General features: G+C 62.9%; 23 protein-coding genes. 11 read left to right on the top strand and 12 right to left on the bottom strand.

Annotation, left to right across the window (positions count from 1 at the left end):
* Positions 1–6 precede the first annotated feature (6 nt).
* The 4 genes from MRBLMC3_RS11645 to MRBLMC3_RS11630 all read left to right on the top strand — a co-directional run bounded on the left by MRBLMC3_RS11645 (position 7) and on the right by MRBLMC3_RS11630 (position 4,226).
* Positions 7–849: an IclR family transcriptional regulator gene (locus tag MRBLMC3_RS11645; protein ID WP_363828890.1), complete on the top strand. Its 843-nt coding sequence runs from the start codon at positions 7–9 to the stop codon at positions 847–849.
* A gap of 20 nt (positions 850–869) precedes the next feature.
* Complete coding sequence (locus MRBLMC3_RS11640) at positions 870–1,814, top strand: MDR family NADPH-dependent oxidoreductase (RefSeq protein WP_363828887.1); 945 nt, start codon at positions 870–872, stop codon at positions 1,812–1,814.
* A gap of 87 nt (positions 1,815–1,901) precedes the next feature.
* The gene (locus tag MRBLMC3_RS11635) at positions 1,902–3,089 is read left to right on the top strand and encodes an acyl-CoA dehydrogenase family protein (RefSeq protein ID WP_363828884.1); all 1,188 of its coding nucleotides are present in this window, start codon (positions 1,902–1,904) and stop codon (positions 3,087–3,089) included.
* Between the two features lie 6 nt (positions 3,090–3,095).
* Complete coding sequence (locus MRBLMC3_RS11630) at positions 3,096–4,226, top strand: acyl-CoA dehydrogenase family protein (RefSeq protein ID WP_363828882.1); 1,131 nt, start codon at positions 3,096–3,098, stop codon at positions 4,224–4,226.
* Between the two features lie 35 nt (positions 4,227–4,261).
* On the opposite strand, the gene MRBLMC3_RS11625 is transcribed toward MRBLMC3_RS11630, so the two are convergent.
* The 5 genes from MRBLMC3_RS11625 to MRBLMC3_RS11605 all read right to left on the bottom strand — a co-directional run bounded on the left by MRBLMC3_RS11625 (position 4,262) and on the right by MRBLMC3_RS11605 (position 9,882).
* On the bottom strand, positions 4,262–4,711 hold the full coding sequence (locus tag MRBLMC3_RS11625) for a nuclear transport factor 2 family protein (protein ID WP_363828880.1): 450 nt from the start codon (positions 4,709–4,711) through the stop codon (positions 4,262–4,264).
* Between the two features lie 109 nt (positions 4,712–4,820).
* Positions 4,821–5,807, bottom strand: a complete 987-nt coding sequence (locus MRBLMC3_RS11620; RefSeq protein ID WP_363736208.1) for a phytanoyl-CoA dioxygenase family protein — start codon at positions 5,805–5,807, stop codon at positions 4,821–4,823.
* A gap of 111 nt (positions 5,808–5,918) precedes the next feature.
* The gene (locus MRBLMC3_RS11615; protein WP_363829446.1) at positions 5,919–6,881 is read right to left on the bottom strand and encodes a 3-hydroxyacyl-CoA dehydrogenase NAD-binding domain-containing protein; all 963 of its coding nucleotides are present in this window, start codon (positions 6,879–6,881) and stop codon (positions 5,919–5,921) included.
* 5 nt (positions 6,882–6,886) lie between these two features.
* Positions 6,887–7,720, bottom strand: coding sequence for an enoyl-CoA hydratase/isomerase family protein (locus MRBLMC3_RS11610; protein ID WP_133651301.1), 834 nt, complete (start codon positions 7,718–7,720; stop codon positions 6,887–6,889).
* Between the two features lie 50 nt (positions 7,721–7,770).
* Positions 7,771–9,882: a 3-hydroxyacyl-CoA dehydrogenase NAD-binding domain-containing protein gene (locus tag MRBLMC3_RS11605; RefSeq protein WP_363828877.1), complete on the bottom strand. Its 2,112-nt coding sequence runs from the start codon at positions 9,880–9,882 to the stop codon at positions 7,771–7,773.
* A 217-nt stretch (positions 9,883–10,099) separates the two neighbouring features.
* On the opposite strand from MRBLMC3_RS11605, the gene MRBLMC3_RS11600 reads away from it, so the two are divergent.
* The 3 genes from MRBLMC3_RS11600 to MRBLMC3_RS11590 are packed head-to-tail and all read left to right on the top strand — an operon-like array spanning position 10,100 to position 14,306.
* Positions 10,100–11,254: an acyl-CoA dehydrogenase family protein gene (locus MRBLMC3_RS11600; protein WP_133651300.1), complete on the top strand. Its 1,155-nt coding sequence runs from the start codon at positions 10,100–10,102 to the stop codon at positions 11,252–11,254.
* 58 nt (positions 11,255–11,312) lie between these two features.
* The gene (locus MRBLMC3_RS11595; protein ID WP_363828874.1) at positions 11,313–12,653 is read left to right on the top strand and encodes an aromatic ring-hydroxylating oxygenase subunit alpha; all 1,341 of its coding nucleotides are present in this window, start codon (positions 11,313–11,315) and stop codon (positions 12,651–12,653) included.
* Entirely contained in the window at positions 12,654–14,306 is a 1,653-nt protein-coding gene (locus tag MRBLMC3_RS11590; protein ID WP_363828871.1) for an FAD-binding protein, read from the top strand.
* A 47-nt stretch (positions 14,307–14,353) separates the two neighbouring features.
* Here MRBLMC3_RS11590 and MRBLMC3_RS11585 read toward each other — a convergent pair whose 3' ends face one another.
* Positions 14,354–15,322, bottom strand: coding sequence for a GlxA family transcriptional regulator (locus MRBLMC3_RS11585; protein WP_363828868.1), 969 nt, complete (start codon positions 15,320–15,322; stop codon positions 14,354–14,356).
* Between the two features lie 137 nt (positions 15,323–15,459).
* On the opposite strand from MRBLMC3_RS11585, the gene MRBLMC3_RS11580 reads away from it, so the two are divergent.
* From MRBLMC3_RS11580 to MRBLMC3_RS11570, 3 genes are all read left to right on the top strand, one after another.
* Positions 15,460–16,278 carry an SDR family NAD(P)-dependent oxidoreductase gene (locus MRBLMC3_RS11580; RefSeq protein ID WP_363828866.1) on the top strand — a complete coding sequence of 273 codons (819 nt, stop codon included), beginning with the start codon at positions 15,460–15,462 and terminating at the stop codon, positions 16,276–16,278.
* A 149-nt stretch (positions 16,279–16,427) separates the two neighbouring features.
* Positions 16,428–18,746 carry a TonB-dependent receptor gene (locus MRBLMC3_RS11575; protein ID WP_363828863.1) on the top strand — a complete coding sequence of 773 codons (2,319 nt, stop codon included), beginning with the start codon at positions 16,428–16,430 and terminating at the stop codon, positions 18,744–18,746.
* Between the two features lie 160 nt (positions 18,747–18,906).
* Positions 18,907–19,785 (top strand): DMT family transporter, encoded by an 879-nt coding sequence (locus MRBLMC3_RS11570; RefSeq protein ID WP_133651294.1) that lies wholly within the window; start codon positions 18,907–18,909, stop codon positions 19,783–19,785.
* Positions 19,786–19,860: 75 nt separating this feature from the next.
* Here the strand turns inward: MRBLMC3_RS11570 and MRBLMC3_RS11565 are convergent, their stop codons facing one another.
* The 6 genes from MRBLMC3_RS11565 to MRBLMC3_RS11540 form a co-directional block, all read right to left on the bottom strand.
* Positions 19,861–20,814, bottom strand: coding sequence for an SDR family NAD(P)-dependent oxidoreductase (locus MRBLMC3_RS11565; RefSeq protein WP_363828860.1), 954 nt, complete (start codon positions 20,812–20,814; stop codon positions 19,861–19,863).
* Positions 20,811–21,695 (bottom strand): SDR family NAD(P)-dependent oxidoreductase, encoded by an 885-nt coding sequence (locus tag MRBLMC3_RS11560; protein ID WP_363828857.1) that lies wholly within the window; start codon positions 21,693–21,695, stop codon positions 20,811–20,813. Before MRBLMC3_RS11560 ends, MRBLMC3_RS11565 begins: the two co-directional genes overlap by 4 nt.
* Positions 21,692–22,450, bottom strand: a complete 759-nt coding sequence (locus MRBLMC3_RS11555) for an SDR family NAD(P)-dependent oxidoreductase (RefSeq protein WP_133651291.1) — start codon at positions 22,448–22,450, stop codon at positions 21,692–21,694. The genes MRBLMC3_RS11560 and MRBLMC3_RS11555 overlap by 4 nt, the downstream gene beginning before the upstream one ends.
* Before the next feature lie 18 nt (positions 22,451–22,468).
* Positions 22,469–23,818, bottom strand: a complete 1,350-nt coding sequence (locus tag MRBLMC3_RS11550) for an aromatic ring-hydroxylating dioxygenase subunit alpha (protein ID WP_363828855.1) — start codon at positions 23,816–23,818, stop codon at positions 22,469–22,471.
* A gap of 147 nt (positions 23,819–23,965) precedes the next feature.
* Complete coding sequence (locus MRBLMC3_RS11545; protein ID WP_363828852.1) at positions 23,966–24,781, bottom strand: SDR family NAD(P)-dependent oxidoreductase; 816 nt, start codon at positions 24,779–24,781, stop codon at positions 23,966–23,968.
* Positions 24,782–24,791: 10 nt separating this feature from the next.
* Complete coding sequence (locus MRBLMC3_RS11540) at positions 24,792–25,238, bottom strand: PaaI family thioesterase (RefSeq protein ID WP_363828850.1); 447 nt, start codon at positions 25,236–25,238, stop codon at positions 24,792–24,794.
* A 91-nt stretch (positions 25,239–25,329) separates the two neighbouring features.
* On the opposite strand from MRBLMC3_RS11540, the gene MRBLMC3_RS11535 reads away from it, so the two are divergent.
* Positions 25,330–26,325: a crotonase/enoyl-CoA hydratase family protein gene (locus tag MRBLMC3_RS11535; protein WP_363828847.1), complete on the top strand. Its 996-nt coding sequence runs from the start codon at positions 25,330–25,332 to the stop codon at positions 26,323–26,325.
* Positions 26,326–26,336: the final 11 nt, after the last annotated feature.

Raw genomic sequence — 26,336 nt, 5'->3', positions numbered from 1 at the left:
AAGCCAATGGCCACCAGCGCATCCCGGACCATTAAATCCGCGCATCGAGTGCTGGAGATCCTGGAATATTTCGATCAGGATCGCCGCGTCGCCACCGTCATGGAAATGTCGCGCACGCTGAACTATCCGCAATCCAGCACATCCGAACTGCTCCGCTGCCTGACGCGGCTGGGCTATCTCCACTATAACCGGGTACGTCGGACATACAGCCCCACCGCGCGAGTCGCTCTGCTGGGCGCCTGGGTGAAGCCCTCGCTGTTCCGGGGCGGACCGGTGCTGTCCGCGATTGACGAGATCGCCAAGCTGACCGGCGAAACGGTGCTTTTGTCCACCAGTTCCAACTATGTGCTGCAGCATCTGCACGTCATCCACGGCAATAATGAAGATGCGCTGGACGCCCATGCCGGTGACCAGCTCTCCATCTTGCACAGCACCCAGGGCCGTCTGCTGCTTTCGAGCTATCGCAACGAGGGGATCCGTTCGGCGGTCCATCGCCTGAACGCGGAGGAGACCGACCTGTCGCGCCACGTCCGTGTAGCGGAGCTGCTGTCCGAATTTGCCGTGCTGCGCGAGAAGGGCTGGACCATAGAGCAGGATCGCGACGGCGTTGGCTGCGTCGCCGTGTTGCTGCCCTTTGGCCGGAACATGGATCGCCTGACCGTAAGCGTCATCGCCCAGCCGGCCGTGATTGCCGCGCGTGGCCAGGAAATGCTGGACCTGCTGCTCAGCCGCAAGGAGAGCATTGCCGAACTGCATCTGGAGGAAGATGGCCAGGAGCAGGACAACAGCAACGTCGTGAAGATGCCGGAGACGATAAAGATCGCCAGCTACCGCCGCCATTTCGCCTGATAGCGCTGTCCGGGTTCTGCATGAACCGTGCGGTGCTGCCCCGCGGAACGGGTGAAATTCGGCTTGCGGATGCACCATTGCCACCAGCACCGCGCAAGGACGCAGTGCTGGTGCGCATGCTCTATGCGCCTGTCAACCCGGCTGACCTGTTGGCGATCGATGGTCGATATTCCTTCGATCTGCCTCAAGATCAACCGCTGGGGGCTGAAGGCGTGGGGCTGGTGGAAAGCGTGGGCGAGGCCGTTGTCGATCTCCGCCCGGGCGAACTGGTGATGCCGCTTGAGCGAGGCAATTGGTGCGCGATGCGCCTTCTGCCTCGCCGTCATCTCGTGGTGCTGTCGGACATTGACCCGGTACAGGCGGCCATGTTGCGCATCAATCCGCCCACCGCGCATCTGCTGCTGCGCCATGCGGGCATGCGTCCGGGCGAGGCGCTGATTCAAAATGGCGCAGGGTCGGTCGTCGCGCATTGGGTTCGCGCCTTTGCCGCCCGCATGGACATCAAGGTGATCGATGTCGTGCACAGGCCGCATCCGGCGACACCCCATGCGCTGTTGGACGGCGATCATCTGGCGGAGCGCGCGCGGGCTGCATCCGACGGTCGGCCCATCCGCGCCGCCCTGGATTGCGTGGCAGGTGCGGCAACCGGCCGGCTTGCCAGTTGCCTCGCGTCCGGCGGCCGGCTGCTGCTGTTCGGCCATCTTTCCGGCGACCCGATACAGGTGCGGTCGCAAGTGTTGACCGGCGGCGGCCTCTCGATCGCGGGTTTCAGCCTTCGCCCCGCTGAAGCGGCACTGGGTGCGGCTGGCGTGCACGCGATGTTCAAGGAACTGGCCGCGCTTCATGCGGCCGATCCGCCCGCCTTGCCGGTGCGCGCCATCATTCCGCTTTCCCGCGCTGATGAAGGGATCGCGCTCGCGCGGGCGGGAGGGAGCGGACGGATACTGTTCGATCTGGCGCAATGATATCGGGCATGTGAAGCCCTTGGCGTCGCCGTTGACTTGGAAGGCCGATGCCTGCTGGGGAAGAGGCTCTTATATGGGAACAGCGCGATGAAACTGGATTTTACGCCTGAGGAAACCGCCTTCCGCAATGAGGTGCGCGCTTTCCTCCAGCATGCCCTTCCGGACGATCTGCGGCGCAAGATGATCAACAGGGATCATCTGACCAAGGAGGATACGGTGCGGTGGCAGCGCATTCTCAATGCGCAGGGATGGGCGGTCACCCATTGGCCCGTGGAATATGGCGGCCAGGCGTGGACGCCGGCCCAGCGCTATATCTTCCAGGAGGAAATGGCGCTGGCCCACGCGCCGGAAGGATCGCCGTTCAATGTGAACATGATCGGCCCGGTGCTGTGCAAATTCGGCACGGCGGCGCAAAAGGAAAAATTCCTCGCCGCCACCGCCAATATCGACATCTGGTGGTGCCAGGGCTTTTCCGAACCGGGCGCCGGCTCCGACCTTGCCAGCCTGAAGACGACGGCGGTTCGTGACGGCGATCATTATGTTCTCAACGGCCAGAAGATCTGGACGACCCAGGCCCAGCACGCCGACTGGATGTTCGGGCTTTTCCGGACCGACAGCAGCGGCAAGAAGCAGCAGGGCATAACCTTTCTGCTGCTCGACATGAGGACGCCGGGGATCACCGTCCGCCCGATCGAGACGATCGATGGCGAACATGATGCCAATGAAGTCTTTTTCGACGACGTGCGCGTGCCGGTGGACAATGTCATTGGCGAGGAAGGCCGAGGCTGGGACGTGGCCAAGCATCTGCTGGGCAGCGAACGCAGCGGCATCGCCCGCATCGGCCTGTCGAAGGAGCGCCTTTCGCAACTGCGCGCGCTGGAAACCCGGCTTGCCGAAGAAGGCACGCTGGACGAGGAAGAGCAGCGCCGTCTGGCCCACAAGCTGGCCGAGGTGGAGGTGGAATTGCGCGCGCTGGAACTGACGCAGTTGCGCGTCGTCGCGGCGGATGCCCATGGCGGCGGCGCCAATGCAGCAGCGTCCATCCTGAAGGTCAAGGGCACGGAAATGCAGCAACGCATGACCGAACTGGTTGCCGAGCTTGCCGGTCCGGCTGGGCTGGCCATGCCGGACCATGACCATGCGCGCAACGATCCGGACGACGGCTGGGTCAGCGCCGCCGCGCCATTCTATTTCACGATGCGCAAGGTGTCGATCTTCGGCGGATCCAATGAGGTCCAGAAGAACATCATCGCCAAGACCATGTTGGGACTCTGACGCGCCATGGATTTCGACCTGAACGACGAACAAAAGATGTTGCAGGAAACCGTCACGCGCTTCGTGGCGGAAACCTATGACTTCCAGAAGCGCGAACATGCGCTCAAGACAGCCGATGGCTGGAGCCGGGAGGCCTATGCCGGGCTTGCGGAGATGGGCCTGCTCGCGCTGCCCTTCGCCGAAGAGGATGGCGGTTTCGGCGGCGGTGGCGTGGAAATGATGATCGTCATGGAAGCGCTGGGCCGCGGCCTGATGGTCGAGCCCTATTTCGCGACCGTGGTGCTTGCGGGCGGCGCGCTGCGCCATGGCGGCTCGGCGGGGCAGCGCGCGGACATTGTTCCCGGCATCGCCGCGGGCGAACGCATCCTGGCATTGGCACATAGTGAGAAGGGACTGCCGCGCCATATACTGGCGGCGCGCACGACCGCATCGCGATCGGGCGACGGATGGACCATCGACGGTTGCAAGATCGCCGTGATCCACGGCCAGAGCGCGGACACATTCATCGTCAGCGCAATGACGGAAGAGGGGCTATCGCTCTTCCTGGTGGACGCGGCGGCGAAGGGTGTGACGGTGGAGGGCAAGCGCGGCTATGACGGCGTTCCAGTCGCCACGGTGGCCCTTTCGGGCGTCCATGTAGCGAACGAAGCCCTCATCGGCGCGCCGGGGCAGGGGGAGGACATCCTCTCCCACGTGTTCGAGGAGGCGACCGCCGCCCTGGTCGCGGAATCGGTCGGCGCCATGGCCGAGACGTTCGACGTGACCGTGGACTATCTCAAGACCCGCCAGCAATTCGGTGTCGCCATCGGCAGTTTCCAGGCGCTTCAGCATCGCGCCGTCGAAATGCTGATGCAGCTTGAACTGTCGCGCAGCATGTCGATCCTCGCGGCGCTGTCGCTCGACATCGATGCCGATCAGCGGAGCCGCAACATTTCAGCCGCCAAGGCGCAGATCGGCAAGTCCGGCCGCATCATCGGTCAGGAGGCGGTGCAGATGCACGGCGCGATCGGCATCACGGCCGAATATAAGGTGGGCCACGCCTTCAAGCGGCTGACCGCCATTGACGCGCTGCTGGGCGACAGGGACTGGCACCTTGCCCGTCTTGCGAAAATGCGCGGCGTTTATCCTGTCGCCTGAAGCAGGTTCCATGGGGTCATGGGCGTGCCATGACCTCAGCCGGCCGATGCGGACCGGACCCGCGCCCAAAATGCTTGCGCTGCGGCATCCAGCATGTCGGCGCCATAGGTGATTAGCTCCTGCTCGACGCGATAGAGCATGGCCCATTCATAATGGATCGCCTCGCCGTTCGCTGCGCTCCGGCGATAAGCGCGGGCTTGGACGAATGCGCATTCCCGATCGATGCCGGTTATGGCGATGATCTCGTCGTGCCGTTCTTCCAGCGCCTCCGCGCAGGACGCGGCGAAACGGAGAAAGGCTTCGCGTCCGACCAGCGTCTCCTTCGTACCGCTCGGGCCGAACAGGCTGTGCACCACGTCCGGATGGAAATAGTCCGCCGGGGAAGGCCGGCCTTGCTCCCCGACAGGGAAAACATCGGGATGTTGCCGGCCGTCTGCCGTGAAGCCGAACATGCGCGTCAACAGCTTCACGGCATCGTTCGTCATCTAGAGGATCGTGCGCAAAAGTGGGAACCGGTTTTGCGCAAAAACGATGCGACATCAAAAGCATAGAGCGCGCTGCATGACCCGGATCTAACGCAGCGCGCTCCAGCCCTCATCCTTCGGCCGCCTTGCGAAGCATGACGGCGCGGTCGCCGTCGCGCACGACGACCAGACGCATGCCGGCCTTCATATAATTGACGAAATCGTCGAAGCTTTCGCGCACGCCCGGATTGATCGGGCGCAGATAGCTGTCCTTGTCGATTGTCAGCGTGACTTCGCCGATCCGGTCGGCATCCACGGTCACGGTCGTCGGGGTGAAGGACTTCACCGTCGCGGCGATGGCGCTGGGGTTGGCGGCAGACTGGACGCGCGAGTCGAAGGAGACGCGCAGCCGGTCGCTATTGTTGGGCAGGCCGCAATGCGGCGTGCAGGGATGCACGACCAGCACGTCGCCGGGCATATAATCCGTGGTGGCCCAGCTTTCGGCCGGGATCACGTCGCGCGGGATCGGGAAAGGATTGGGCTTGCCGACATTGTGGAAATAGCCGCGCTTGTTCTGGCCCACCGCCAGCGCCAGCCCGCCCATGTCGCGCGTGCAAGGGGTCAGGGATATCCAGACTGGGCGATAGTCCTGGATGCCGGGGCTGTAAAAGCCATCCTGGTGCACCGTGCCCAGCTTGCTCCGGGGCGGATAGGTTCGATATTGCACGATGGGTACGGAGCAGGCCGGCTCTCCCAGCACTTTTTCCATCACTGCCTGATTGGCGGGATCTTCGATCAGACGGGCGGCGATTCCGGCATAGAGGTCGCTTTCCTCCATGCCCCCCACCGACGGCTTGCCGGTCCATTTGCCCGTGGGATCGCCCGGCTCGACCAAGCCCATCTGGGCGGCCACGGCCAGCATTTCATCGCGGGCGCGGGCGACACTGTCCTGATCGAACACGCCGCGCAGCAGGATATAGCCCTTCTCCTCATAGAAGCGGTTGAGCGCTTCGGGATCGTCCAGCAGATGGTTGCAGCTTTCCAGTTCGCCCGCCGCGACGACATCCTGTACATCCAGGTCTTCAGCTTCCGGGCGATTGATTACATCGACGCTCATTTCTTCCTTCCTCTCCACTCGGGCCGGTCAACCTCCGGAGGCGCCGGGACGGGGCCATATTAACATGGCGCGCCTCTGGTGGGTGGGATGGTTTTCGTCGACTTTCGGCTGTTATTGATCATTGTCCCGCGTAAGAAGCTTCAGCATCTGCATCAACTTTTCATCCTGCCAGGCGGCGATTTCCGCTACGCTTCGGCCGGCGGCTGCTTCTTCCATCTGTTCGACCAGCATCGTCTGCAACGCCGGATCGGCCAGCGGCGGATCAGCCATGGTTTCCCAGCGCTTCACGATCCCCGGCGCGAATTTCGGCAGGAATTCGGCGAGGCCGCCAGCGCCGCCCGAAGTATGGAAGGTGGTGAACTGACCCTGGATGGCCCATTTCAGCGCGAAGCTGTGCTTCATCGCCTTGTCGATGTCGCCGACGCTTGCATAACCCTCCGCCACCAGCCGCACCGCTTCCCGGAACATGGCGGCGGTCAGCCGGTTGCCGATATGGCCGAATATCTCCCGCTTCAACCGGATCGGCTGTTTGCCCATCGCGGCGTAAAGCGCGAAGGCGGCGTCCACGGCTTCCCCGGTGGTACCTTCGCCGCCACCTACCTCCACCAGCGGGATCAGGTGCACGGGGTTGAACGGATGGCCCAGCACGAAGCGATCGGCGGTCGCAAGCCCGGCCTGCAACCCGGTGATGGGCAGGCTCGACGTGCTGCTCGCGACCAGCACGTCCGGAGGCGCCAGCTGGTCGAGATCGGCGAACAGCGCCTGCTTGAGGTCGGTGCGTTCCGGCGTGCTTTCCTGCACGAAATCCACGCCCGCCAGTGCGTCGGTCAGGCTATCGTGGACGGAAAAGCGCGTGGCCCAGTCATCGCCCGCGCTCGCAAGGCCCAGCTCGACCATCTGGTCCCATGCCCCCGCGACATGGGCGATGGTGCGTTCGCCGGCCCCCGGCATGGGATCATGGAGGCGCACCGCCCGGCCGCTGCCCAGAAAGGCAGCGACCCAGCCATTCCCGATCACGCCGCCGCCGATCGCGGCGACGGCGCGAATGCTGTCCGCGTCGCGATAGGCGGGCATGGCGATCAATATCCCTTGAAGACCGGCTTTTCCTTGTTGGCGAAGGCGGTGGTCGCCGCCTTGTAGTCCTGCGTCAGCATCGTCATGGCTTCATAGGCGATGGACAGTTCGCCCGTCAGGTTCACCTGATCACGGATGCACTTGTTGACAGCCGCCTTTGACCAGCGCACGGCCCACATCGGCTGCCCGGCGATCTCGCGCGCGATCTTCAGCGCTTCCTCCAGCACCTGTTCCTTGGGGAAAGCATAGTTGACCAGGCCGATTTCCTCCGCCTTCTTGCCGTTCAGGAGCTTGCCGCGCATCAGATATTCCTTGGCCTTCTGCGGCCCGACCAGCAGCGGCCACATCACGGAGCCGCCATCGCCCGTCACCAGGCCGACGCGCACATGGGTATCGCCCAGCTTCGCGTCCTCCGCGACGATGCTCATGTCGCAGAAGGCGAAGAGCGAGGTGCCAAGGCCGATGGCGTCGCCATTCACCGCCGCGATGATCGGCTGTGGCGTCATCAGGATCTGGTCCCAGATCCGCAGCGTATTGATCGGCACGCGCAAGGCATATTTCAGGCCGTATTCGGTCTGGGCGCGCTCCGCCATCAGCTTGATGTCGCCCCCGGCGGAGAAGGCCTTGCCCGCACCGGTCAGCACGATGACCTTGATCCGCTCGTCGCGGGCCAGCTTCAGCCAGATATCCTCGAGCTGCCAATGATTATGCGGTCCCACCGCGTTCAGCTTGTCGGGATTGTTCATCGTCACGACGGCAACGCCGTCCTCGCCGATTTCGACCTTGAAGAAGTCGAACTCGCTATAGTCGATGTCGCGCTGAAACTCGTTGTCGCTCATGATAGTCTCCGGAAAATCCCTGTGATATTCTCTGTTTCGTTTCGTTCCGTTCAGGCCGCGGCGCGGTTCTTCTGCCACTCGGCGAAGCTCTGGCCCTTGTCCGCCAGCTCCGTCAGGAGGGCGGCGGGTTGCAGCGATGGATCGCCCGGCGTTTCGGCCGCCATCTCGCGCAACTTGGCGACGATTGTCGCCAGGCCGGTTTCATCCGCATAGAACATGGGGCCACCCAGATGCCGGGGCCAGCCATATCCGTTGATCCATACCAGGTCGACATCGGACGCCCGCAGCGCGATCCCTTCCTCCAGGATGCGCGCGCCCTCGTTGATGAGCGGGAACAGCAGCCGCTGCACCATTTCCTCTTCCGGAATGTCGCGGCGCGTGATGCCCAGCTTTTCCGACGTCGCGATGATGAGCGCTTCCGTCTCGGCATTGGGATAGGGGGTGCGATCGCCCGGTTCGTAGCGGTAATAGCCCGCGCCTGTCTTCTGCCCCAGCCGTCCGCTCTCGACAATGGCATCGGCAATGGGGAAGGGGGTTCCCCGGCGCTTGCGGATCGAATAGCCGATGTCGAGGCCGGACATGTCGTTCGTGGTCAGCGGGCCCATGGGGAAGCCAAGATTGGTGAGCGCGGCGTCAACCTGCTGGGGGAACGCTCCCTGCTGCAGCAGTCGTTCAGCCTGCGCGGAACGCTTGGCGACCATGCGGTTACCGATGAAGCCGTCGCAATTGCCGGACCAGACCGGCACCTTGCCAATGGCCTTGCCCACCGCCATCGCGGTCAGGATCGCATCGGGGCTGCTGTGCCTGGCGACCACCACTTCCAGCAGCTTCATGACATTGGCTGGCGAGAAGAAATGCATGCCGACGAAATCCTGCGGCCGTTCCAGCACCGACGCGATCTCGTCCACGTCGAGCGCCGATGTGTTGGAGGCAAGGATGGTGCCGGGCTTCACCCGTTTTTCAAGGTCGGCGAAGATCTCCTTCTTGACGCCCATATCCTCGAACACCGCCTCTATCACGATGTCGGCATCGGCCGCCGCGCCGCGGTCGGTGGCGCCGGTGATCAGCGCAAGACGGTCGTCCATCTGCGCCTGCGCAATCGACCCGCGCTTGACCGATGTGGCGTAATTGCCCTGCACGCGTTCCAGGCCGCGGTCCAGCGCCTCCTGCGTCGTGTCTATCACGGTCACGGGAATGCCAGCGCCTGCAAAGCACATGGCGATGCCGCCGCCCATGGTCCCCGCGCCGATGATCGCGGCTTTCTTCACGGGCCGCGCCTTTGCCCCCTCCGGCAGACCGGGGATCCGCGCAGCTTCGCGTTCGGCAAAGAAGAGGTGGCGCAAGGCGCGCGATTGGCTGCCCGCCATCAACTCGCGGTTGGCGACGGCGTCGATCGCCAATGCTTCGTCCAGGCTCAAGGTGAAAGAACGGCGAATGGAATCGATATTGGCCTGTGGTGCCGCCTGTCCCTTGCTGCGCGCCGTCAGCTTCTTTGCCAGCGCGTCGAAGCCTGACGGATCGGCACGGGTCGCCGCCAGCTTCTCATCACGGTCACGAACCGCCACGGCGGGCATGTTTTCGTCGATCACCCGGCGGGCGAAGGCGGCGCCCACAGCGGCCGGATCCCCGTCCTGTACGGCATCGACGATCCCCAGGTCCAGTGCCTGCGCGGCTCCCACCGGCTTGCCGGACAGCACATGTTCCAGCGCCTTTTCCGGGCCGATCAGCCGGGGCAGTCGCTGCGTGCCGCCGCCGCCGGCAAACAGGCCAAGGTTGATTTCGGGCAGCCCGACCTTGGCGGACGGGATCGCGACGCGGAAGGCGCAACCCAGCGCCGTCTCCAGCCCGCCGCCCAGCGCGGTGCCGTGGATTGCCGCGACAACCGGCTTCGCCGAACTTTCCAGCGCCGCGATGACGTCCTGCAAGGTGGGTGCTTGGCGCGGCTTGCCGAATTCAGTGATGTCGGCGCCCGCGAAGAAGGTGCGGCCTGCGCAATACAGCACGATCGCCTTCACCGCCGGGTCGGCGTTCAGTTCTTCCAGCGCGCCGACCAGGCCCTGCCGCACGCCGATGCCCAGCGCGTTGACGGGCGGATTGTCGCTGACGATGAAGCCGATATCGCCTTCGATGCGGATGGAGATCTTTTCGTTGATCTGGGTCATGGCTGGAATGTGTGGCCCTGTCTTGTAAAATGCGTCTGAAATCTGTTCCCACAAGCTATTTGCCGGCCGCAACTGTCAAGCTGGCGGCGGCGGCGCAGGCGATGTATCGTGAATGTGAAGGATCGTACCTGCAATCTTCGCATCGCGGCCATCCCCGATTAGGTCGAGGATAGCAGTTTATCCGCGGCATATTGAGCCGCCCTATGGGAAGCGAGCGATGCAGTTCGACTTGAATGAAGAGCAAACCATGTTCCGCGACGCAGTAGCCGCGTTCGCGCAGCGCCATCTGGCGACTGGAGCGCTGGAACGCGCGCACAGCGACGATTATCCGTGGGACGTCGCCAGGATGATGGCCGAACAGGGGCTGATCGGGATTACCGTGCCGGAGGACAAGGGCGGTCTGGGCGGAAGCCTGATGGACGCCGTCATCGCGATCGAAACGGTCGCATCGGTGTGCCCGCGTTCTGCGGATGTTGTGCAGGCCGGCAATTTCGGCGCGATCCGCACCTTTGCCCAGTTCGCGACGGACGCGCAGAAGGAACAATATCTGGCACCCTTGCTGCGCGGCGAGGGGTTGATCTCGGTCGCCATGACGGAACCCAATGCTGGTTCCGCCGTGACCGAACTGACGACCACGGCGGTGGAGGATGGTGACGGCTATCGCATCACCGGGCAGAAGATATTCACCACCCACGGCACCCATGCGACCGTGTTCCTGGTCTATGTCCGTTATGGGCCCGGCACCGGCAATATCGGATCGGTGCTGATCGAGCGCGGGCAGGAGGGCTTCACCTTCGGCAAGCCGATACGCTTCCTGTCGGGCGAGGAATGGAATCCGCTGTTCTTCGACAATGTCTATGTGCCCAAGGACAAGGTATTGCTGGGACCGGGCGGCTTCAAGAAGCAGATGGCCGGCTTCAATGTCGAACGCATCGGCAACACGGCGCGCAGCCTGGCACTGGGCCGTTACGCGTTCAACGCGGCGGTCGAGCATGCGAAGACGCGCAGGCAGTTCGGCAAGGCGCTATGCGAATTCCAGGGGTTGCAGTGGAAGTTCGCGGAAATGAAGCTGAAACTCGATGCGGCGCAATTGCTGTTGTATCGTGCGGCGACGAATGCGGATGCGGGCCTGCCTTCGCCGGAAGAAACCGCCATTGCCAAGGTGGCATGCAACCGCGCCGGTTTTGAATGCGCCAACGAAGCGATCCAGATCATGGGCGGCGCGGGCTATAGTCAGGACAGCCTGGTCGAATATTGCCTTCGCCGCACGCGGGGGTGGATGATTGCCGGCGGTGCGATAGAAGTGCTGCTCAACCGTATTGCGGAAGGCGTATTCGACATGCGTTTCCCCCAGGGACCCGCAAAAGGCTGATCGGCCAAGGGCTGACAGGTCGGAAATCGAAACGTCCCGCCAAGGAGAGGATCGGACAATGAACGAGATGATCAGCATGTCGAGGCAGAAAGCCGAGGTGACGGCCGATCGCATCCCGGTCGACGCCTATGTCTCGCGCGATTATGTGCGGCTGGAAAAGGAACGGCTCTGGCCCCGGGTCTGGCAGATGGCCTGCCGCACGGAGGAAATCCCCAATGCGGGTGATTTCTACACCTACGATATCGCGGATGAGTCGATCGCGGTGGTCCGTCAGAAGGACGGGTCGATCGCGGCCTATTTCAACGTCTGTCCTCACCGGGGACGCCGCCTGACGGAAGGCTGCGGCCGGATGGGCAAGTTCCATTGCAAATATCATGGCTGGCAATGGAGCCTTGATGGAAAGCCGACCGAGATCGTCGATCGGCACGACTGGGGCGAAGCGCTGCCTGATGAGGACGTCACCCTGCAAAGGGTGAAGGTCGGGCAATGGGGCGGCTGGGTCTTCATCAATATGGACCCGGACAGCGAAAGCCTGGAGGATTTCCTGGGCGAGGCGAAGACGATCCTCGACCCGTTCGAGATCGAGCATATGCGCTATGCCTGGCGCAAGCGCATCGTCATGCCCTGCAACTGGAAGACCGCGCAGGAAGCCTTCATGGAGGGCTATCATGTGCAGACGACGCACCGGCAGTTGCTCGCCTATCAGGACGACTACACCTATTCGAAGGCCTATGGGAAACATGCGATGTTCGGCTATGCGCCGACCGCGCTTTTCGGCTTGCCCAGCCCGCGCATCAGCGACCAGAGCGGCGACATCCGCAAGGGTTTCTACGAATTCAACAAGGAAATCTGGGACACGTTGCAGGCGACCACCACGCAGGAGATGCTTGCAGCGGGCAGGCGGTTGATGGAATTGCCCGAAGGGGTCGATCCGTTCACCATGTACGGGGCATTCGCCCAGTTCCATGCGGAGGAATCGGCCAAGAGCGGGCGTCCCTTCCCCGCAATCACCGGCGAGCAGTTGATGAAGGCGGGGACGGACTGGAACATCTTCCCCAACCTTGTCTTCCTGCAACAGGCGACGAACGTGCTGTTCTACCGCGCACGTCCTTATGGCGACGATCCCGACAAGTGCATCTTCGAGGTCAATGTGCTGGAGCGCTACGCACCCGGCGCCGAACCCAAGGTCGAGGTGGAAGATGGCGGCGACGGCAGTGACGGCAAGTGGCGCGCCCTCAACTGGGGCCTCATCCTGGAGCAGGACTTCCAGAATATGGAGGAAGTGCAGAAGGGCATGAAGTCGCAGGCCTTCAAGGCGGCCCGGACCAATCCGGTACAGGAGGTGGAGATCAGCAATTTCCACCGCGTCTATCACGAATATGTCGGGAAGGTGGACTGAATGGACGAGACGAAGTTCGACGAGGTCGCCGACTTCGTCATCATCGGATCGGGCGGCGGGGCGATGGCGGCCGGGCTGTATCTGAAATCGATCGGCAAGACGCCGCTGATCCTGGAGAAGACCGACAAGCTGGGCGGTTCGACCGCGATGTCCGGTGGCGTGTTGTGGGTGCCCAACAACCACATCATCAAGGCCAAGGGCATCAAGGACAGCCATGAGATGGCGCGCACCTACATGGATGCGACCGTCGGCAATGATGGCGGGCCGGGCGCCACGCCGGAACGGAAGGAAGCCTATCTGCGCAACGGCCCGGTCATGCTGAAATGGCTGGAAGAGCAGGGCATGAAATGGCTCCATACCGAAGGCTGGTCGGACTATTATGACGACCGGCCCGGCGGCGTGACCCGAAGCCGCTCTATCGGCGCACCCATGCTGGACGCGCGCGAGATGGGGCCGCTGTTCGACAAGCTGCGCCTCGGGCCGATGGTGATGCCGCTGCCGACGGACAAGGCAGGCATTATCGGCCTCGCGACGCGCACCCCCCGCGGAATGTGGGAGGGATTGAAGCTGCTGTGGCGCATGCGGGTCGTGGCAAGGCGCGGGAAGCCGATACTCAGCTTTGGCGGCGCGTTGCAAGGTCGCCTGCTGATGCTGGCGGACAAGGCCGGCGTCGACATGCGCACCGACTACCCCATCACCGAACTGATCGAGGAGGACGGCAGGATAATCGGCGTTCTTGCCGAGCATCGCGGCAGGACTCTGCGCATAGGCGCCCGCGACGGTGTGCTGATCAATGCGGGCGGTTTTTCGCGCAATGCGGAGATGCGCAAGAAATATGGGCCGCAGCCCAGTTCGGTCGAATGGACAAACGCCAATCCCGGCGACACCGGGGAATTGATCCAGATCGCCGAAAAACATGGCGCCGCGCTTGATCTGATGGACCAGGCCTGGTGGGTTCCGGGGACGATGCTGCCCGAAGGCGGCCCGGCGAACATGCACAATACCGACATTTCCAAGCCGCATTGCATCATCGTCAACCGTCATGGCCGCCGCATCCTGAACGAAAGCGGCTCCTATATGGAGAACGGCCAGCGTTTGTACCGGAATGACGTGCCGGCCTATGTCATCCTCGATAGTCGCCACCGCAAGCGCTATGCCTGGGGCTATTATCCGCCCGGCAAGACCCCTCAGTCCTGGCTGGACAGCGGCATGATGAAGAAGGCGGATTCGATAGAGGAACTGGCGCGCATGACCGGCATCGATCCGGCTGGCCTGAAGGCGGAGATCGAGAAGTTCAACGGCTATTGCGAAACCGGCAAGGATCTGGACTTCAATCGCGGTGGGCGTGGTTATGACAATTGCTTCGGCGACCCGACGGTCAAGCCCAATCCCAATCTGGGCAAGATCGACAAGCCGCCTTTCTATGTCATGGAGATCGTGCCCGGCGATGTCGGTACGTCCGGCGGCATTGTGACCGACGAGAATGCGCGTGTCCTGCGCGCTGACGGATCGGTGATCGATGGTCTCTACGCCACCGGCAATTCGACGGCATCGGTGATGGGCCGCTGCTACCCTGCGGCGGGTGCCAGCATAGGCGCCTCCTTCATCTTCGGATGGATCGCCGCCCACCATGCCGTGGGCAGCAACAACTGATCAGGCTCAGGCCCCTTGCCATCGGCAAGGGGCCTGTCAGTCGGGCCTCACGTCTGCCGCGGTTTCGCCCGCCATTCACTTGCGGTCATGCCGGCATGTTGACGGAACATTGCCCGGAACAGCCGGCTGTCCGAATAGCCGACCAGTTGCGCGATCCGATCGACCGAGCGCGTGGACTTTTCCAGCATTCGTACCGCCGCCTGGAAGCGGAGCTGCCCCACATAGGCCTTGGGCGACAGGCCCAGCGCCCTGTGGAATCGGCGATTGAGGGTGGCGGGGCTCGTCGACAGATGCCTGGCCAGTTCGGCCATGTTGATCGGTCCGGTGAAACGCTGCTCGATCCATAATTGCGCCCTCGCGACCATCGGATCGGGCGCCAGCAGTTCCTTCTCCTCATAATCCTGCCCTATGATCGAGGAGAGCCAGCGGGCGATATCGGGGGAGATCATCCGCTCCAGCACCCGGATGATCAGTTGCAGGTCGTTGCCCATGCCGTTGCCGATCAGCAGATGGCCGTGATCGACCAGCCCGAACCGCTCCTCGAAAGGCTGGCGCGGGAACAGGGTGCGCGTGAGCGGCTGCATCGCCCTTGCGACGGGCACCGCGAGATCGGCAGTGAAGCCGCCTGCCATCAGCAGGGTTGACGCTGCTCCGCTCGCCCCGATCACTGCCCCCTGTTTCGACTGGCGATGGAGCCAGTCGATCAATGGGCCTGCCTCTGCCAGGCGGCGTTCCAGCAGTTCGCGTCCTCCGGCACGGAAGGCAGGCAGCCAGATGAACGCCATCGGATCGTCCCTGTTCGCCGGACCGTCGACCGGAAAGGAACGGCCGTCGCCCAGCACCACTGGTCCCCCATCTGCGGAAAGAATGTGAAGCTGCGTCTCCATGCGCAGCTGCTCTTCCCCGGCGAAAACATGTTCCACCCGATCGCGGGCGATCAGGAAGCTGTCCACCAGCGCACCGACGCTGCTGGAATAGGCGCCGGGCAGCGCGACAAGAGCAAAATCAAAGGCCATGACTGAGAGAAAACAGCCGGTATATGCGCAAATTCTCCCTGTCAATCTTTCGCGCCCTGCGCGAACAGCGGCATAGCACGCTGGACGGGTCGTGCCCTTTGGGTCCATCTGCCTGGCAGACTGAGGAGAGAGGCCGCATGCCGGAACCGTTACGCCATTATGACCGTCTGGCCGGCAAGGTCGCCATAGTGACCGGCGCGGGCGCGGAAGGCGATGATATCGGCATTGGCCGTTCCATTGCCCTGCTGATGGGTGCGGAAGGTGCGCGGATCGTTTGCGCCGATCTTGACCCGGCGCGGGCGCAAACCACTGCCGAGCGGATCGAAGCCAATGGCGGAAATGCCCTGGCGATGGACGGCGATGTCGCCGACCCGGCAGCATGCGCCAGGCTGGTCGATGCGGCGCTTGCCGCATTCGGCAAGCTGGATATTCTGGTCAACAATGTCGGCATATCCGGTCCCGCCACGCTTGAAACGATGACGCTGGACCAGTGGAACCGGACGATGACCACCAATCTGACCAGCGCGATGTTGATGAGCCAGGCGGCGGTCCCGCATATGGCGCGCAACGGCGGCGGGTCCATCATCAACATCTCCTCGCTGGCCGGGATCAGGGCCATGGGCGCCATCGCATATGGGCCGTCCAAGGCAGCGATGGCGCAGCTATCCCGGGAGATTGGCGTCCTGCATGGCCGCGACGGCATCCGCGTCAATACGGTGGCACCGGGTCATGTCATGACCCCCCACGCGGCCCGTTACATGTCGGACGAGATGCGGGAGATGCGCCGAAGGGTCAGCCCTCTCGGCATCGAGGGCGATGCCTGGGACGTGGCGCAGGCCGTGCTGTTCCTGGCGAGCGACGAGGCCCGCTTCGTCAACGGTGTGGAACTGGCGGTCGACGGCGGCGTGGTGGGGATAGGCCCGTTGGCGGGCCATGCCCTGATCGTGGAACGCTGAGGGCGGCCCCCTGAAAAATATCATGGCTGCGATGAATGTTGCTCTGGCCATCGTAACGATTGAGTAAAACTATCCTTTCTACATGATCCTTTTCCAGAGCCGCAAAAGCGGCCGTGCCGGCGTGGTGCCGGACGATCAGGAGAGGAAGGATGACCATGTTCCGGTCCGCATTGCTTGCCGCTACATCGCTCTTCGCTACAGCCGCCGCCGCGCAGGATGCCGCGCCGCAGGCGTCGGGCGTCCAGGTGCCCGACATCGTCGTGACCGCGCGCAGGCGCGAAGAAGCTTTGCAGGATGTGCCGATTTCGATCACCGCCGTGAGCGGCGACTCGCTCGCGCGAAGCGGCGTCAGCGACGCACTCGGGCTGCAAAGCCGCGTACCTTCGCTCAGCCTGACCAATCAGGGCACAAGCCGCAACGAACTAGGCTTCGCCATTCGCGGTCAACGTACCCAGGAATCGCAACTGCTCACCGACCCGCCCGTCGGCACCTATTTCGCCGAAGTGGTCCAGGCCCGCAGCGTCGGCTTTGCCTATGCGCTCTACGATCTTCAATCGACCCAGGTGCTGAAGGGCGTGCAGGGTACATTGTTCGGCCGGAACATGACCGGCGGCGCCGTGCTGATCGAACCCAACAAGCCGGTGGACGAATTTCATGCCGAACTGCGTGGGCAGGTCGGCAATTATGACATGCACGACATTTACGGTATGGTGAACGTACCCCTGACGGAAGGCCTGGCGGTACGTTTCGCGGGCAAGATCAGGAAACGCGATGGCTTCACGACGGATGTGCTGACCGGTCGCGACTATGACGACCAGAATTACAAGACTTTCCGTACATCAATCCGCTTCGCGCCGACGCCTGAATTCGAATCCAATACGATCGTCGACTATATCAAGACGAATGAGCATGGCACGGCGCTGGTAGGTACGGCTGCCAATCCTGCTGCGCCCGCCATCGCCGGATATACGGTGCTGCGCGGGTTCGGCTTTCCCGTCTCGGATGTGGTGGGGCAGTTCGCGGCGCAGCAGGCGCGTCCGCATTATACCTTCGCTTCCGGATCGGGCACCGGCGGCACGCTCGACGCCTACCAGACCCAGCCGTTTGAAAGGTTGAAGAACAGGGGCATCACCAACCGCACGACATACAGCCTAGACAATATCACCTTCAAGAATATCATCGGCTACCGCAAACTGGACTTTGATCAGGTCATGGATCTGGACGGCGTGCCCGCCTATCTTATCAATTCCAATCGCTACCGCAGTATCGAGCAGTTTAGCGAAGAGTTCCAGGTTCAGGGGAAGGCGATAGAGAACCGGCTCGATTATGTGCTGGGTGCTTATTATTTCGTGGAAAAGGGGAAGGACGGTTCCACGTCCAGCCAGTTCCCGGAACTGGCTATCGTCGGCGCGGGACTGCCGCTCAATACGCCCGCGGCGACTTTCCTCAACGCCTATGCGGGTAGCGGCAAGGCGAAGACGTTCGCGCTGTTCGCGGCCGGCACCTACGCCTTTACCGATCAGTTCAAGCTGTCCGCCGGCCTTCGCTATACGACCGACAAGCGCAATGCGCGCGTTTTTGCCTATTATCCCAATCTGGGCACATGCCTGTTCCGCGTGGATACCGGCACGACCTCCTTCGTGCCTTCGTCGCTGGCCGATTGCCCGCAGACGAACAGCAAGAAATGGGATGCCGTCACCTGGGACGTCACGCTGCAATATGAACCAAATGCCAATCTGACGACCTATATTTCGACCCGTCGCGGCTTCCGCTCCGGCGGTTTCTCGTTGCGCGCGGCATCCACCGAAGAATTGAAGCCCTTCGATCCGGAAACGGTGCAGGAATATGAGGTGGGGCTCAAGACGCGCCATGCCCTGGGCGGCGCCACGCTGACCAGCAATCTTGCCATCTTCTACCAGGACTACAAGAACGTCCAGAAGCAGACATCGTCGATCGACAGTGCCGGCAATGTCAACACCGTCATCGACAATACCGCCCGTCAGAAGAACTATGGCGGAGAGCTGGAACTGGGCCTTATCGCTGGTCCGCTCAATATCAGCGCCTTCTATTCCTATGTCGGGGTCGATATCACCAGCGGCCGCCAGCCGGGCGAATTTGAATTGGTCGGCTCGCCCCATCACCAGATGGGCGCCAATGTCAGCTATGAAATCCCGCTGTCGGGCGATGCCGGCGCGGTCAACCTCAATGCCAATATCAGCTATCGGACCAAGCAGCACCTCGACAAGAATGACGTGCAGGGCGCGGAACCGGGTTATGAGCTGGTGAACTTGCGCGCGGGATGGGACAATATCTTCGGCACCGGGCTGGGCGCTGCGGCTTTCGTGAACAATCTGACCAAGAGCTATTATCGGGTGGGCGTGATCGGCATCTACAATGAGGCCGGTTATATTTCCTCGGTCTATGGCGAACCGCGAACCTATGGCGCGGAATTGTCCTATAAATTTTAAGCCGGGGGATCGGCGCCGGACTTTCGGGTCCGGCGCCGATGACTGTCGGTAGGGGCGAACAGGGCGATTTCGTCTGTCGGTTCCTTCCGCCTCGCCATCAACGGACCGATGCTTGCCGAATAATCTGTCCACCCCGTGCGAGAGGTTCTAACGCGGCGGAATGGACAGCGGCAGACAAGGCTATCACGACAATGCGCGCGGCGCGCTGTGGATGCTGGCCTCTGGCTTCGCCTACAGCATCGCCATGGCTCTGGTGAAGCTGCTGGGCGACGACTATTCATCGGCAACGCAGAATTTCGTGCGGCAGGGGGTCGGCCTGATCGCGCTTTCCCCCTTCATCCTGCGGCAACCCCGCAATGCTTTCACGCTACGTCGACCGATGCTGATGATCCTGCGTTGCGCGGCGACCAGCCTGTCGATCATCCTCGCCTTCAACAGCTTTCACCTTCTGGGACTGGCCGAAGCCAACGCGCTGTCCTTCACCCGCACCCTGTTCCTCGTCCCGCTGGCCGCCCTTTTGCTGGGCGAAAGGCTGGATCGGCAACGGCTCTTCGCCACGCTCGTCGGTTTTGCAGGAGTGCTGATCATCATCGCGCCGGGCTCCGCTCATTCGCTGATCGGCTGGGCGGCCGTTCAGGGCTTGCTTGCCGCATTGCTGGTCTCCTGGTCAGTGATCAGCGTGAAGCAGATGTCGCGGGATCATAGCGACCTGGCGCTGCTGACCTGGTCAACATTGCTGGGCCTGATCTTCACCGCGCCCTTGGCCTTCAGCAGTTGGCGGACCCCGACGGCAGAGGATGCGCTGCTGCTGGTCGCCATGGGCGTACTCGGCGTCGTGACGCAGGCCTGCTATATTCGCGGCATGACTTTGGGAGAGGCGAGCCTGATGGGGCCGCTCGACTATGTCCGCATCCTCTTCACCACGGCGCTGGGCTATCTGATGTTCAGCGAATGGCCGCAGCCCGGAACCTATCTGGGTTCTGCCCTTATCATCGGCACAGCCATCTACATCACCCTGCACGGACGCCGGCGCGCCTGATCTTGCCGCATTCGCAATGCGCAAATGCGGCGTCGAAGGACAGGGCCTTTCCACCCGAGGGGAGAAGGCGCCAGTTCAGCCTCGCTCGACGTCCGGGCCAAAATCAGGTGTGGCGGCCGCCGTCCAGGGCAGGTGGCGGAAATAGCGCGCGCCTGCCTCCGCCTGGTTATGCACGGGGGTAAGCAGGTTTTCGTCCCATATCTCCCCGATCCGCTGGGCGACCCGTTCAGCGCTGATCTCCGGATCGAAAATCTCTGCCGTCTCGGCGAAGATCAGGCTCGACAGGCGGCCGCCGCCGGTCAGCAGGATGCGGCCCGTTGCCGCACAATCGCGGCTCAGGAACCAGGCCATCGCCGCCGCCACCTTTTCCGGCGGCAGATTATCGCGGAACCAGGCGACCGTGGTAGCATCAGGGATCTGCTCCACCAGTCGCGAATAGGATGTCGGCATCACGGCATTCACCAAAATACCGAGCGGCTTGCCCTCGATCGCGGCATCCAGAGTCAGGCCCAGCATGCCTGCTTTGGCCGCGCCATAGGGGGCATTGCCGCCCACGCCCAGTGCGCCGTTGGAACTGACGTTGAGGATCCGGCCATAGCGGTTTTCCGCCATGTGCGGCCATGCTGCGCGCATCAGATGATGGCCGCCAATGAGGTTGGTTGCATAATGGCGCTCGATCGCGTCGTCATCATACGCGGTGAAGGGGCCGGCAATGGCCGTGCCGGCATTGTTGACGAGAATGTCGATCCGTCCGAACGCGTCCAGCGCCGCCTGGGTGATCGCTCGCGCATTGCCCGCCGTACCCACCGCCAGCCCATTGGCAATGGCCTGTCCGCCAGCCGCGATTATTTCATCCACCACGGCCTGGGCCGGCGCGGCACTGCCATTCTGCTCGCCCAAAACGCCTCCGCCATAGTCATTGACGAGGACGGCAGCGCCGCGGCGCGCCAGTTCCAGCGCATAGGCGCGCCCCATGCCGCCACCTGCTCCCGTCACGATGGCCACCTGGCCGGAAAAATCTATGGTCATGCTGTCATCGCCTTCACCAGTTCCGGCATGATCTCCGCGCCGGAAGCAAAAGAGCTGGTCCATTCGGGTTGCGCGGTCAAACCGCGCATCACGCTGTCGATATCGCCCTCGGACAATTGATGAACGGGGCCTTCCAATATCTGCACACGGCGGACATTGCCTGCGCCCGCATGGTAGATGCCGCCCGAAGTGCTGCATCGATCGCTGCACAGCCAGCCGACGACCGGCGCGACATGATCGGGTGAGGCATAGCCGGCCCACTCGGCTGGAATGCTGCCTGCCGACATGGGCGTGTAGGCGGCGGGAGCGATCACATTGACGCATATGTCCGCCCCCGTGGGAACATCGATGGTCAGCGAACGCGCAATTCCGACCATCGCCGCCTTGGACGCCGCGTAATCGGCCGAGCCGACCTGTCCCCACAAGCCCGCGCTGGAACCGGTCAGCACGATACGCCCATATCCCGCCTCCGCCATCGCCGGCCATATGGCCTTCAACCCTACCAGCACGCCGTGAAGGTTGATCTCCAGCAGCGCATTCATTTCGTCCAGTGTGACGCTGCCGAAGTCTCGGAACGCCTGAACGCCGGCATTGCTGATGAAAATGTCGGGCGTGCCGAAATGCTGGATGGCGATCCGCACCATCTCCTCGGCGGCTTCCGGCGTTTGCACCGGTCCGTCATGCGCGACCGCCCGGCCGCCCGCCGCCACGATTTCCTCGCTCACCGTCCGGGCCGATGAGGAGCCGTCCGGCGCCTTGCGGTTGCTCACCACGACGGCGCAACCATGCGCCGCGAGCCAATGCGCATAGGCGCGGCCAAGGCCCTTGGTCGCGCCGGTGACAATCGCGGTGCGGCCCGAGAAATCAAGTGCGCCGCTCATAACATCATCTGTCCGCCGTCGACGTTGATCGTCTGTCCCGTCACATAGCGGCTGTCGTCACTCGCCAGGAACAGCGCGGCGGGTCCGATGTCCTCCATGCAGTCCCCGAGATAGCCGAGCGCGACCAGCTTCATCACCTTCTCCGCCTCTTCCGGGAAATCCTTGACCCATTGCTGGGCAATGGGGCTGAGCGCGGCCGGGCAGATCACGTTGACGCGGATCTTGTACTTGCCCAGTTCCCGGGCTGCGGTACGGGAAAGGCCGCGAATGGCCTCCTTGGTCGCGGCATAGGCGGCAAAGCCGATGCCGCCGTGAATGCCCTCATAGGAACCAAAGTTGATGATCGTGCCGCCCTTCTCCTTCATATGGGGGACGGCCGCCTGCATATGCTGGAAGGTTCCATAGAGACCGGATTCGATCGTCATCGCGAATAGGGCGTCGTCCGTATCCTCGAACAGGGTGCCGGGCTTCGACGTCTGGGCATTGTTCACCAGAATGTCGATCCCGCCGAACAGTTCGACCGCCTTCGCGACGGCGGCCTCCGCATCCGCGCGCACGCCTGCGGTTCCCGCGATCCAGGCCGCCTCTCCGCCATCGGCTGCAAGGCCGGCGACGGCTGCTTCCAGCTTGTCGGGGGTACGGCCGGTGATCAGCACCCTCGCCCCTTCACGCAGGAAAACCTGCGCGATGCCCAGACCCACGCCCTGGCCGCCGCCGGTGACGATCGCGACCCTGCCGCTTAATCTGCCCGCCATATTCTCTCCTTTTGATCTTCATGTTCCGGGGTCGATGAACTCCCGCAGCGCGCGGTGGAAATTCGACACGCTGCGCTCCTGCACCGGATTTGTACGTGAACCCTTGAAGCCCGTGGAACGCATGCCCCGCTGCACTTCGGTCATATTCTCGAAGTCCTGGGTCAGGATCAGGCCCCAGCCGTCATGATCGCGCCAATCCCCGAAGGCCTGCCGCTCCAGCGGCGGCTCCTGCCCTTCGGGATAGAGGATCAGCGAATAGACTTCGAAGATGCATCGTTCAGGATCATTCCGGTCCGGCCGTGCGCGATAGGCCAGCATCGCGTCGGGTGCGGGCAGGAACACCATGTTGGGGAACAGATGCCAGTCGGCTCCCGCGCGCGCGATCTCTTCCGGCGTCAGCGAAGGGAAGGGGATGCCGCGTTCCTGCGCCGCCTCGAAGGCGATCTGCCCATATTTCATCAGAACGTCGAGCAGGGATGCGTTCTCGGGCAACTCATCGACAAGCCTGTCTGCCAGTTCCGACATATGTGGCGGGATGGAGGCTTTCAGATCCTCCTCCAGCATCAGGACGAAATCCCGGACATTGCGGCGATAATCCACCCGCACGCTGGCCAGACGTGGCGATCGTTCGCCCAGGGAAATGCGCCCCGGCGCAAGCTGGTAGCTGCCATGCCGCCCTTCGGCGAAGGACAGTGCCTCATCATCGTGGACCGGCAGCAATTGGCTGTGGGTGGTCTGGACATGATAGCCTTCGTTGAAGGCTTCCAGCGCTGTCTTCCAGTTGCAATCGATTCCGGTGCGCTTGTACCAGCGATACCGCATCTTCTCGAAGGGATAGTTGCGGAATACCTCAGGAATGGGGGCCAGGAAATCAAGCAGGGGCTCGGCATCCCCGTCCATGCAGATGAAGACGAAACCACCCCAGCGATCGACCCTGACCTGCGGCAGGGCGACGTCCTCGTCCTTCAGGCTGCCGTCCCAATTGTCCCGGTCGACGACATGGGCGATCGTTCCATCGAGTTTCCAGGACCAGCCGTGAAAGCGGCAGAACAGACGGGCTGCGTGGCCGCACCCCTCCGTCAGCCGGCGTCCACGATGCTGGCACGCATTATGATAGGCGGCTATCCGGTCAGGCGCGACGCGCACGACGATGATGGATTCATCCAGTATGTCGTAAGTGACATAATCACCGACGCGGGGGATTTCCTCTTCACGACAGGCCATCTGCCATGCGCGGGGCCAGAGCCGCTGCTGCTCCAGACGAGCGAAATCGCGGCTGACATAATCTTCTTTCGGGATGAAATCCTCCGGTCCCGACTTCTTCCTGCATAAGATATTCGGCTGCACCGTGCCGGATGGCTGGTTCACGATTCCCGCCCTCTCCTGTGATTGGACATCAGCTTCCCGCCCCAACATGGTGCAAGTCAATGTCGCCGCCGCCTCGCCCTCGGATCATCGCCAGTCTGATCGCCCGCCGCCGGCGGTCAGGCCTGCGGCGCGACCCTGCACCGCTGTTCACATGGGCCCTGGCGTGTCTCCATGGGCGGCGATGGAGGCCATGATCTCCTCCGTCGTGGGATTGCGGCGCAGCGTCAGACCGCCGGTCACATGGAAAGTCTGGCCCGTCATGAAACATTCGTCGCTGGCCATGAACAGGGCCGCATTGGCGATGTCCTCCACCGTCGTGATCCGCCCCAGCGGGTATTCCTTTGCATAGGCTTCCACCATGCCCGGCACGTTGAAGCCGCCCAGCATCGGCGTGATGGTGAGGCCCGGCGCAAGGATGTTGGCGCGGATGCCATGCCTGCCATATTCATATGCGACAAAGCGCGTCATATGGTTGAGCGCGGCCTTGGCGCCCATATAGCTGCAATGATCGTCGGACATGATGTCGGCCACGGCCGAGGAGATATTGATGATCGCGCCGCCTCGTCCGTTCCGGCGTTCGCGCTTCATGGCCCCGACCATCACCTGCATGAAGAACATTCCGCCCTTGAAGATGATGGAGAGCATCGAATCGATCTGCTCCTCCGTCTCCTCCTCGAAGGGCGCGAGAAAGCCGATCGCGGCTGCATTGACGGCTATGTCGATCGCGCCATGCTGCGTCAGCACGGCATCCGCCAGCGACTGGATCTGATCGCGGCTGCGTATGTCGCACGTTATGGCGGTTGCTCCGGTCGCGGCGGCGAACGCGTCCAGTCCCTCCCTGCCGCGTCCTGACACGACGACATGCGCGCCTTCCTCAAGAAAGCGTTTGGCGATCGCCTGCCCCATATTGCCTTCGCGGGTCGCGCCCATGATCACTGCGACCTTGCCTGTCAGACGGCTCATGATGCTCTCCTCATTCCATATCGTTCGATGAATGCGCGATCAGCGACTCAAAGTCGGAATAGGCCAGGGATTTGCGGCGGAAGATCGCATTGGCGCGCAGCGCTGTCTCACCGTCCGCGCTGAAGCGGCATTGCGCGAAGGCAAGGTTGGGCGTCCAGCGCAGGATTTCCGCCCGCCCTTCGACCCACTGTCCCTCGACGGCGGCGCCCAGGAAATCGATGCTGAGCGAAACGGTCGGTCCGCTCAGCCCGGTGATGAAGCCGACATTCAGGCCCATGACGACATCGGCCATTGTCGCCCAGGTGCCGCCATGGCAATTGCCGCGTGGATTGCAGTGCTGGGGTCCGACGCGAAAGCCCAGGGTGACATAGTCTTCCGCTTCCTGGCGCACGTAGACGGGATCGAAGGCCCGCATGACTTCGTCCAATTGCTTCAGCCGATGGAAGCCCGCCACCATCCTCGCCTGTTCTCCTCCGATGTTCTGCATGATCCGGCAGGACTGCCCCGGACGCCCGTCGGGGGCAAGACGGGCGGAGGGCAAGGATCACATGACCGATAGACCGGCCGGAAGGCATCGCCAGCGCGGTACATGGCGCGCTATGCTGGGCCATGATGACCTCGGAGAGCGGAATATGGGCATGAAATGGCTGAAATCGACGGACTGCATCAGCTTTGCGGTGCGCGACAACGTGGCCCGCATCACCCTGAATCGCCCTGAAAAGCGCAATGCCCTGTCGGGTCAGACGCTCGAGGAACTGCATCAGGCGCTGCTGGAAGCGGACGACCGGCGCGACGCCAACGTCATCATGCTTTCGGGGGAAGGGCGCGATTTTTGCGCCGGCTATGATCTGACGGACAGCTATGGCGGTGCAGCCGACGCGTCCACGGAATATGATCCGGCGGATTACCGCAGCCGTGCAGGAACGATCGATGACGATATCTGGAACCTGGAACGGCAACAGGAACTGACCTCCATCATGCTGGACCTGCACAAGCCGATCGTGGCGAAGGTTCAGGGCAATTGCCTGGCTGGTGGCACGGACCTGGCCTTCTCCTGCGACATCGTGCTGGCCGCGGATGATGCGAAGATCGGCTTTCCCGCCGCCCGCGCGAATGGCACGCCGCCCACGAACCTGTGGTTCTACCATTGCGGACCGCAGTGGACCAAGCGCATGCTGTTCACGGGCGACACGATCAGCGGCATCGACGCGGCGCGCATCGGCCTGGTGCTGGAGGCCTATCCGGCGGCGGAACTGGATTTCGAGGCCGATGAAATGGTGCGCCGCATCGGCAGCGTCGACGCCGAGATACTCGCCACGCACAAGCGCGTCGTCAATGCGCAGATGGAACTGGCCGGCGCGAAGCAGTCCCTGCGTTACGCCGCCGAACTGGACGCCCGCGCGCATCTCAGCACTGGTCCACGCCGCAGCCAGTTCCGCAAGGACATGGCGGAAAAAGGGCTGAAGGAGGCGCTGACCAATCGCGATGCGCCATTCGGCAAGGGGCGGATCGAACTGCGCGCGCGGCGCCCCCAATCGGAATGACGGCCGCGCCG

Source organism: Sphingobium sp. LMC3-1-1.1 (genome assembly GCF_040676285.1).
GTDB lineage: Bacteria > Pseudomonadota > Alphaproteobacteria > Sphingomonadales > Sphingomonadaceae > Sphingobium.
The sequence above is the reverse complement of the archived record's forward strand: the minus strand, read 5'-3'. Positions and strand labels throughout refer to the sequence as shown.